The organism is Methanococcoides sp. (genome assembly GCF_030594565.1).
In the GTDB taxonomy this organism is placed as follows: domain Archaea; phylum Halobacteriota; class Methanosarcinia; order Methanosarcinales; family Methanosarcinaceae; genus Methanococcoides; species Methanococcoides seepicolus.
The window spans coordinates 24194-33054 of sequence record NZ_JAUVEY010000005.1; the positions used below are offsets into that span (position 1 = coordinate 24194).

Annotated in this window: 7 protein-coding genes; 6 read left to right on the forward strand and 1 reads right to left on the reverse strand. The window is 44.2% G+C overall.

Annotated features, from left to right (window positions below; translation table 11 throughout):
- The 6 genes from mcrG (at position 1) to QAS77_RS01065 (ending at position 8007) form a co-directional block, all read left to right on the forward strand.
- Entirely contained in the window at positions 1-747 is a 747-nt protein-coding gene (gene mcrG, locus QAS77_RS01040) for a coenzyme-B sulfoethylthiotransferase subunit gamma (RefSeq protein WP_305063846.1), read from the forward strand.
- A gap of 14 nt (positions 748-761) precedes the next feature.
- Positions 762-2480, forward strand: coding sequence for a coenzyme-B sulfoethylthiotransferase subunit alpha (mcrA, locus tag QAS77_RS01045; protein WP_305063847.1), 1719 nt, complete (start codon positions 762-764; stop codon positions 2478-2480).
- Positions 2481-2732: 252 nt separating this feature from the next.
- Positions 2733-4082: a glutamate-5-semialdehyde dehydrogenase gene (locus QAS77_RS01050; protein WP_305063848.1), complete on the forward strand. Its 1350-nt coding sequence runs from the start codon at positions 2733-2735 to the stop codon at positions 4080-4082.
- Between the two features lie 26 nt (positions 4083-4108).
- Positions 4109-5236, forward strand: a complete 1128-nt coding sequence (proB, locus tag QAS77_RS01055; protein ID WP_305063849.1) for a glutamate 5-kinase — start codon at positions 4109-4111, stop codon at positions 5234-5236.
- A 128-nt stretch (positions 5237-5364) separates the two neighbouring features.
- Complete coding sequence (locus QAS77_RS01060) at positions 5365-6882, forward strand: ATP-binding protein (protein WP_250867243.1); 1518 nt, start codon at positions 5365-5367, stop codon at positions 6880-6882.
- An 87-nt stretch (positions 6883-6969) separates the two neighbouring features.
- Complete coding sequence (locus QAS77_RS01065; protein ID WP_305063850.1) at positions 6970-8007, forward strand: AI-2E family transporter; 1038 nt, start codon at positions 6970-6972, stop codon at positions 8005-8007.
- Positions 8008-8024: 17 nt separating this feature from the next.
- Here QAS77_RS01065 and QAS77_RS01070 read toward each other — a convergent pair whose 3' ends face one another.
- Positions 8025-8696 (reverse strand): PHP-associated domain-containing protein, encoded by a 672-nt coding sequence (locus tag QAS77_RS01070; RefSeq protein WP_305063851.1) that lies wholly within the window; start codon positions 8694-8696, stop codon positions 8025-8027.
- Between the last annotated feature and the right edge of the window lie 165 nt (positions 8697-8861).

The following is an 8861-nucleotide window of genomic DNA, read 5'->3' on the forward strand; positions in this document are numbered from 1 at the left end:
ATGGCATACGAAGCACAGTATTATCCAGGTGCAACATCCGTTGCAGAGAACAGAAGGAAGCACATGTCCGGTAAGGTCGAGAAACTCAGGGAAGTTTCTGATGATGATCTGACCTTAGTACTCGGACACCGTGCACCAGGTAGCGACTACCCAAGCACACACCCTCCACTCGCTGAGATGGGTGAGCCAGAATGTTCAGTCAGAGAGATGGTCGAAGCAACACCAGGCGCTAAAGCCGGTGACAGGATAAGGTACGTTCAGTTCGTTGACTCAATGTACAACGCACCTTCAACCCCATACTTCAGATCCTACGCAGCAGCTATCAACTTCAGAGGTGTCGACCCAGGTACACTTTCCGGTCGTCAGGTCGTAGAAGCTCGTGAAAGAGACATGGAAGAGATCGCAAAATTCCAGCTCGAGACCGAAATGACCTGCCCGGCACTTGCAAGCCTTCGTGGCGCAACAGTGCACGGTCACTCACTCCGTCTCCCAGAAGACGGTATCATGTTCGATATGCTCGACAGATGCCGCCTTGAGAACGGCGTAGTAATTATGCACAAGGACCAGGTCGGAAGAGCTATCGATAAAAAGGTCGACTTCGGAAAACCAATGTCCGAGGAAGAAGCTGCAAAGAGAACCACAATCTACCGTGTGGACAATGTTGCATTCAGAGATGACGCAGAGGTCATCGAATGGGTCCACACAATATTTGAGAAGAGAACCGCATATGGATTCAAGCCAGAGTAAGCGAGGTGAGAAAAATGGCAGATGATAGAAAGAGAATGTTCCAGAAAGATTTGGAAATCAAATTCACAAAAGCACACGGCGACAACAAGATGGAAGGCGGAGAGATCACTGACAAGAAAGTGACCTACTACCGTCTTGGTGTAGACCAGAACCCAAGAAAGGTCGAAATGAGGAAGGCAGGCCAGGAAATGGCTGACAAGAGAGGTCTTGTTGGTTACAATCCTATGATGCACTGTGGTGGTATACCACTCGGTCAGAGAGCACTTACACCTTCCTTCATTTCCGGTACTGACATCATGGTCGAGTCCGATGATCTTCACTACGTCAACAACGCTGCAATGCAGCAGATGTGGGATGACATCAGAAGAACCACAATTGTCGGTATGGACATGGCTCACGAGACACTCGAGAAGCGTCTCGGTATAGAAGTCACACCAGAAACGATCAACCACTACCTTGAAGTGCTCAACCACGCACTCCCTGGCGGAGCAGTTGTTCAGGAGCACATGGTCGAAACACACCCAGCTCTTGTAGATGACTGTTACTGTAAGATATTCACCGGTGACGACGAGCTTGCAGATGAGATCGACGATCAGTTCCTCATCAACATCAACAAGCAGTTCCCAGAGGAACAGGCAGAAGCACTCAAAGCAGCTATTGGAAAGACAACCTGGCAGGCAGCACACATCCCAACCGTTGTTAGCAGAACAACAGATGGTGCACAGACCTCAAGGTGGATGGCAATGCAGGTCGGCATGTCCTTCATCGCAGCATACAACATGTGTGCTGGTGAAGCAGCAGTAGCTGACCTTTCATACGCAGCAAAGCATGCTGGTGTTATCTCAATGGGAGATATGCTTCCAGCAAGACGTGCTCGTGGACCAAACGAGCCTGGTGGAATTTCCTTCGGTCACATGGCTGATATCATTCAGACAAGCCGTGTTGACGCAGAAGATCCAGCACACGTAGCTCTCGAGGTAGTAGGTGCAGGATGTATGCTCTACGATCAGATCTGGCTCGGTTCATACATGTCTGGTGGTGTCGGTTTCACACAGTACGCAACCGCTGCATACACCAACAACATCCTTGATGACAACATCTACTACAACGTTGACTACATCAACGACAAGTACGATGGTGCAGCAAACAAGGGTACAGACAACAAGGTCAAGGCAACAATGGATGTTGTCAAGGACATCGCAACAGAGTCCACGATATATGGTATCGAGAACTACGAGAACTACCCAACCGCACTCGAAGACCACTTCGGTGGTTCCCAGAGAGCAACAGTACTCTCCGCAGCAGCAGGTAGTGCAACAGCACTCGCAACCGGAAACGGAAACGCTGGTCTTTCCGGATGGTACCTTTCAATGTACCTGCACAAGGAAGCACTCGGACGTCTTGGTTTCTTCGGTTTCGACCTGCAGGACCAGTGTGGTGCTGCAAACGTATTCTCCTTCCAGTCCGACGAAGGTCTGCCTGTTGAGCTCCGTGGTCCAAACTACCCTAACTACGCAATGAATGTAGGTCACCAGGGCGGTTACGCCGCAATCACTTCAGCAGCACACGCAGGACGTGGAGATGCATGGGCAGTCAACCCACTGATCAAGGTCTGCTTCGCAGATGACATGCTTCCATTCGACTTCACCGCTCCAAGGAAAGAGTTCGGTAGAGGCGCATTGAAAGAGTTCGAGCCAGCTGGTGAGAGATCCCTCATCATCCCGGCAAAATAATTTCAACAACCTAAAAAGCAGGCATTTGCCTGCTTTTTTCTTCTTTTTTTATTTTTTAGGGAAATTTTATCTGTAAATTATTATTTTGAATAGCAGAAGCTTTTCGCCTGAATGCTATAAACTGTAAAAATCCCTGAATAAATCGTTAATTATATCAGTAAAGTAATCATCATCCAAAGCATTCAAACAGCATTGGATAAATGCAATTCTTTAATATTCGAACATCATAATTCACACAAGGGTGATCACTTCATGGCCACAGACATAGAACAAAAGGTAATGGAAGCAAAAATGGCATCCATCGTACTTGCAAGTGTAGACACTCAGACAAAGGATAACGCTCTGGAAGCTATGGCAAAAGCACTTGATGCCAACCGTAACAAGATACTGGAAGCGAACAAAGCCGACCTTGAAGAAGCTGAAAGGATGAAAAACGAAGGCAAGCTTTCACAGGCACTTGTCGATCGTTTGAAAGTGACCGACCCCAAGATCGATGGGATGATCAGTGGTATACGGGATGTTATAAAGCTGGAAGACCCATCCGGCAGGACAATAAAGACCCTTGAACTCGATAAAGGACTTGATCTCTATCAGGTCAGCTCCCCGATCGGCCTCATTGGAGTTATTTTTGAATCCAGACCCGATGTGGTGCCACAGGTCATGTCCCTTTGTCTTAAAAGCGGTAATGCAACAGTGTTCAAAGGCGGAAGTGAAGCACTGAACTCGAACCGTGTCATATTCAATATACTTGTAGAAGCTCTGGAAAACACCCAGGGAATACCAAAAGGTGCATTCCAGCTTATGGAAACAAGAGAAGAAGTGATGGACATTCTTGCTCTTGACGAATACATCGACCTTCTTATCCCACGTGGCTCTAACGACTTCGTGAAGTTCATACAGGACAATACCAAGATATCAGTATTAGGACATGCAGATGGTATCTGCCATGTATATGTTGATACTGATGCTGACCTGAACAAAGCCTATGATGTCTGTTTTGACTCAAAGGTACAATATCCTGCAGTATGTAACGCAATGGAAACCCTGCTCATAAACAGGGAAATAGCCGAAGATTTCCTGCCCGAGATGATAAAAAGATATGAGGAAGCAGGAGTTGAGCTTCGTTTTGATGAAGGATCATACACCATAGCAGAAAAACTTGGCAGCGCGAACATTGCAAAAGCAACCGAAGATGACTGGAAGACCGAATACAACGACTTTATCCTCTCCATCAAGCTCGTGGATTCAATTGAAGAGGCTATCGACCACATCAACAAGTACGGTTCACACCATACAGATGCGATCATCACCGAGAACAAAGCAAAGAGAAAACAGTTCATCGCCCTTGTCGACTCATCCAGTGTAATGGTGAACGCATCCACACGATTCGCAGACGGATTCCGTTATGGAAAAGGAGCAGAGGTCGGGATCAGCACCAACAAGATACACGCCCGCGGCCCCGTGGGAATGGAAGGACTTGTCATTTACAAATATGTGCTTCTTGGAAATGGTGATAAGGTCGCAACCTATGCAGGAGACACTCCAAGACCATTTACGCACAAAGAACTTGACCGCAAGCTCTCCGACATTATCAACGAGTGATGATAAAAAGCATGTGAGGTAGCACTTTGACCAATAGAAAAGAGATATTCGGTGATGCCGAAAAGATCGTTGTTAAAATAGGCACAACTTCCATAAGCAAGGAAGATGGCAGTCTTGATAACGAATTCATGGATACGATAGCATCACAGGTATCTGAGCTGCATAGAGCCGGAAAAGAGATAATACTGGTAAGTTCCGGTTCCATAGGAATAGGTATTGAAATACTCGACCTTGGATGTCGTCCGAAAGAGATACCAGTACGCCAGGCTGCCGCTGCTGTGGGGCAGGGAGTCCTCATGCAGCACTGGACAGAAGCATTCCAAAAATATGGTTTGAATGTAGCACAGATCCTGCTAACATACGATTCATTCACCAACCGCCTGACCTACCTCAACCTCAGGAACAGTATTTCCACTCTTTTGAGCTATGGGGTCATCCCCATAATCAACGAGAACGATCCCATCTGCGTACATGAGATAGAAGCAACCCTTGGGGATAACGATAAACTTTCAGCGATGGTCGCCAGCAAGATGGAAGCAGACCTGTTAATACTCTTTACAGATATCGATGGCCTTTATGACAAGAATCCAAAAAGACACGATGATGCAGTTCTACTGAGGACCGTTGAAGAGATAACCCCCACCATCGAAAGCTATGGCGGAAACCCGACGAGCATGAAAGGTGTCGGAGGTATGAGGACAAAGATAGAGGCCGCCAAGATCTGCAATATGTCAGGCTGCTACATGGTTATCGCAAACAGCAATGTCAATAAAGGTATCCGAAGAATACTGGATGGCGAAGAGATAGGAACCCTGTTCCTCACCAATCAGTTCGTACTCAAGAATCGCATACGTTGGATAATCCTTGCCAGATCATCGGGAACCATCGTAGTAGATGACGGTGCAAAAGAAGCATTGACAAAGAGAATGAGTCTACTTCCCTCAGGAGTTCTCGATATTGCAGGTACTTTTGACCGAGGTGACATTGTAAAACTTGAATGTGACGGTTTTGTTTTCGGTAAAGGGATAACGGATTACACATCCGAAGAACTGAAAGCCATCAAAGGAAAACAGACCAACGAGATAGCAGATATACTCGGATACAAGAACTATGATCATGTGGTTCAAAAAGACAATATTGGCCTGTTCAAATGAACGTTCGTCTTAAATAAACATGCATTGTTTCAAACAACAATAATGTCAGGTAATTGAACGACCATAAACTTATTATAATTTTTATTTTATTGTAAGCACCCATAGAGACAAAAACCAAAGGTGCAGTAATGAAAATAGGGGAAAACGATAATCGCATTGAGAAGAAGCCAAAGATATTGATAGCGGAAGCTGACGAAAGGGAAGCAGAAGCATTGATCTCACACCTACCCCCAAATTATGACATCATAAGGGCCGTAAATGGAAGTGAAGCGGTCATGATCACAAAAGAGCAACTTCCCGACCTTGTACTTTTGAACAGCAACTTACCCGAAATAGATGGTCATGAAGTATGCAGAGTTCTCAAAGGAGAAGAAAGCAACAATATTTTACCGGTCATAATGATAACTTCTATAATGGACGATGACGAAAAAACAAAAGCCATCGAATCGAAAGCTGATGATCTTCTCGTAAGGCCATTGGACGTCCTTGAACTTACAACAAGAGTACGATCCCTGCTCCGCATGAAGGGACTTCACGGACAACTCATCAAAGAAAGAGATCAGGCACAAAAATACGTAGATGTTGCCGGTTCGATCATCGGAGTTATAGGCAAGGACCTGAAGGTCACACTTGTAAACCAGAAAGCATGTGATGTTCTCGGATATGATAAAGATGAGATCATCGGAAAGAACTGGTTCGATGCATTCCTTCCAGCATATATCAGAGAAAGGATAAAAGAAGGATATATGGGAGTTCTTGAAGGCGAACTGGTACCACCGGAATATTCAGAAAAGCCAATTATCACCAAAACAAATGAGGAGAGACTGATATTCTGGCATGATGTAGTTCTAAGGGATGAGGACAACAATATAGTCGGCACCATCAGTTCTGGTGATGATATAACCGAAAGGAAGATCGCAGAAAAGGCAATGGAAGAAGCAAATCGGGAATTAGAGCTTCTTGACACCATAAAGGACCAGTTCCTCACGAACCTGAACCATGAACTTAGAACGCCCCTCATTTCAATAAAAGGATTTACCGAACTTATGTTGAAAGAAGATATGGGACCTATAAATGATGCTCAGAAAAATGCCATTGATGCTGTTCTAAGAAATTCAGACCGATTAAGGAACCTGGTGGAATCATTACTCTATGTAAGCGGAGAACACACAAAGAACATAAGATACAATATGGTTCCGCTTTGCCCCACGGCCATCATCGAAGAGATAATTGAAGACCTTAGCGTTGCAATAAAGAAAAAAGGACTTACTATCGAAACAGATATCCAAGAGGACTTGCCCATTATACAGGGAGATACAGACCGTCTCAAAAGGATGATAAACCACCTTCTGGACAATGCGATCAAATTCACCCCCGAAGGTGGAAAGATAACAGTTTCTGCACTCAGTGACAGTGAATCGATAATTGTAACTATTGAAGATACAGGAATTGGCATCCCTAAAGAACTTCTATCGAACATCTTCAGCCGATTTTATCAGGTAGACGGCTCCACAAGAAGAAAGTATGGAGGAACCGGAGTGGGCCTGCACATATGTAAAAAGATAATTGAAGCCCACAATGGTTTAATATCCGTATCAAGCAAGATCGAGGAAGGCACTATTTTAAGAGTGAAACTGCCAATCTGAAGAGACAGTTCATCCTTTGAATCAATAATAGAATAGCAATGCATTGCCTGCAAACATTATAAATATAATCGGGTCGGACTGATTCTGATGAAAAAGGAAAGAACAGTAAAGTTGGCCCTGGCCCTTCTCAGCATCATTATTCTTGCAGCTGTATTGAGTTATGCATTATTACCTTATATCAATGCATTTCTGGCAGCATTTATCCTATATGTCATATTCAAACCAGTCTACTGTTTACTGACAGAACGTATTAAACTGAAAAAAAATGTATCCGCCATCTTGGTAATGATACTTTCAATGATACTGGTAGTATTACCCCTATACTACGTGTTCACCCTGATAATAGGGGAAATAGAAGTAGTAATAAACAGCATTACCACAAATATCAGTTATGTGGATATCACGAATAATTTTGATATCATGAAGAATATTGGTTACATAAATGAAATTGCACCTGACATTGATGTTCAGGGCAAGATAGTCAGCCTCGTATCCACCATAGGTTCATACCTTAGCAAGTATCTCATAGGAGCAGTACAGAATATTAGCGGGCTTCTAATATCAGGCACCATCATGTTCTTTTTGCTATATTATCTGTTCACATCCACCAATACTGATGTTAGCAAACAACTACAGGATCTCATACCATTTAGCAAAAGAAATACAAATAAACTTCTGACCGAGATGAAAAATATCATCCAGTCCACACTCATTGCCACACTTTTGATAGCCGTTCTTCAAGGGACGATCATAGGGATCACATTCTATGCTGTTGGCATAAGCGGAGTGGCCTTCTGGGCAGCTATCACCACAGTACTGTCATTCTTACCAGTCGTAGGAGCCCCTCTTGTCTGGGTGCCTGCAGTCCTGTTCAAGCTCGTGACACAGGATTATGTTGCAGCCTTAGTGATCCTTATAGCAGGAATTGCCCTCAGCAACATTGACAATGTGTTAAGACCTTACATACAGAAAAAAGTAGGCGCAATGCATCCATTTGTATCATTGCTTGGCATCTTTGTCGGTATCTACCTCTTCGGACTAGTAGGTATCGTGGTGGGACCACTGCTAATATCAGCATTCCTATTGATACTGAAAATGTTCAATGAAGAATATGTTCAGGATTGAAACAGAAAATTTAAATGTTAGGCTTTACCTAAAGCCTTTTTAGCTTTTTTGATCCTTCCAACAACTACCTGTTTCAAAACATGTGATACAGGTGTTCTTTTCCCACCCGGTTTGACCTTACCGTTACGTATGGCCTCAAGCGCCGACTCAAGCGTCCGATCCGTAGCATCGATCTCAGTATATGAACAACCAACCATCTTCGCCTCATGTGAATCACTTCCCCCTACCTGTGGAAACCCTAAAACTCCTGTGACATTCCTGGCCTTGTTGTTGGCAAATCCGGTCACACATCTGGAATTCAGTACTTCCACTGCATCAGCATCCAACCCATCCACATAACCAATTCCATGTGAGGTTATCTTAAAGGGATGCGGGATTATCACAACAGCACCAAGTTCCCTTGCACGCTCAATAGTTTCCTCAGGAGTCATGCCTGATTCAATGTCCCCTTTCGGGTCAAGGACAAGGATATGACCCTTAGAAGAAGTTACCTCTATGCCAGGAATAACAATTATATCCGAATTAGTCTCCTTTGCCAGACGAGAACAAACAAGACCTCCCTCACGGGTATCATGGTCACAAATTGCCACACCATCAAGACCGTTAATTTTCGCATATTCAAGAATAGAAGCAGGATCTGAATTACTGTCCTTTGAAAAACAGGAATGCACGTGAAGATCAAAACGCATGTATAGAAGGCTGTTCTCTAAAGATATAAACGTTTTGAAGAAAAGAAAGCGAACGGGACGAAGGATTCAATTAAATCATAGTTTGTGGTGGTACTTTGGGGGGTTTGGAGGAAACCCGTTCGCATTTGATAGAACTATCTTTTCTGATATAAATGTTTCGTATGG

Coding starts and splice junctions, on each gene's coding strand:
- QAS77_RS01070 (WP_305063851.1), bottom strand. CDS start 8,696: ATGCGTTTTGATCTTCACGTGCATTCCTGTTTTTCAAAGGACAGTAAT.
- QAS77_RS01050 (WP_305063848.1), top strand. CDS start 2,733: ATGGCCACAGACATAGAACAAAAGGTAATGGAAGCAAAAATGGCATCC.
- QAS77_RS01065 (WP_305063850.1), top strand. CDS start 6,970: ATGAAAAAGGAAAGAACAGTAAAGTTGGCCCTGGCCCTTCTCAGCATC.
- QAS77_RS01060 (WP_250867243.1), top strand. CDS start 5,365: ATGAAAATAGGGGAAAACGATAATCGCATTGAGAAGAAGCCAAAGATA.
- mcrG (WP_305063846.1), top strand. CDS start 1: ATGGCATACGAAGCACAGTATTATCCAGGTGCAACATCCGTTGCAGAG.
- mcrA (WP_305063847.1), top strand. CDS start 762: ATGGCAGATGATAGAAAGAGAATGTTCCAGAAAGATTTGGAAATCAAA.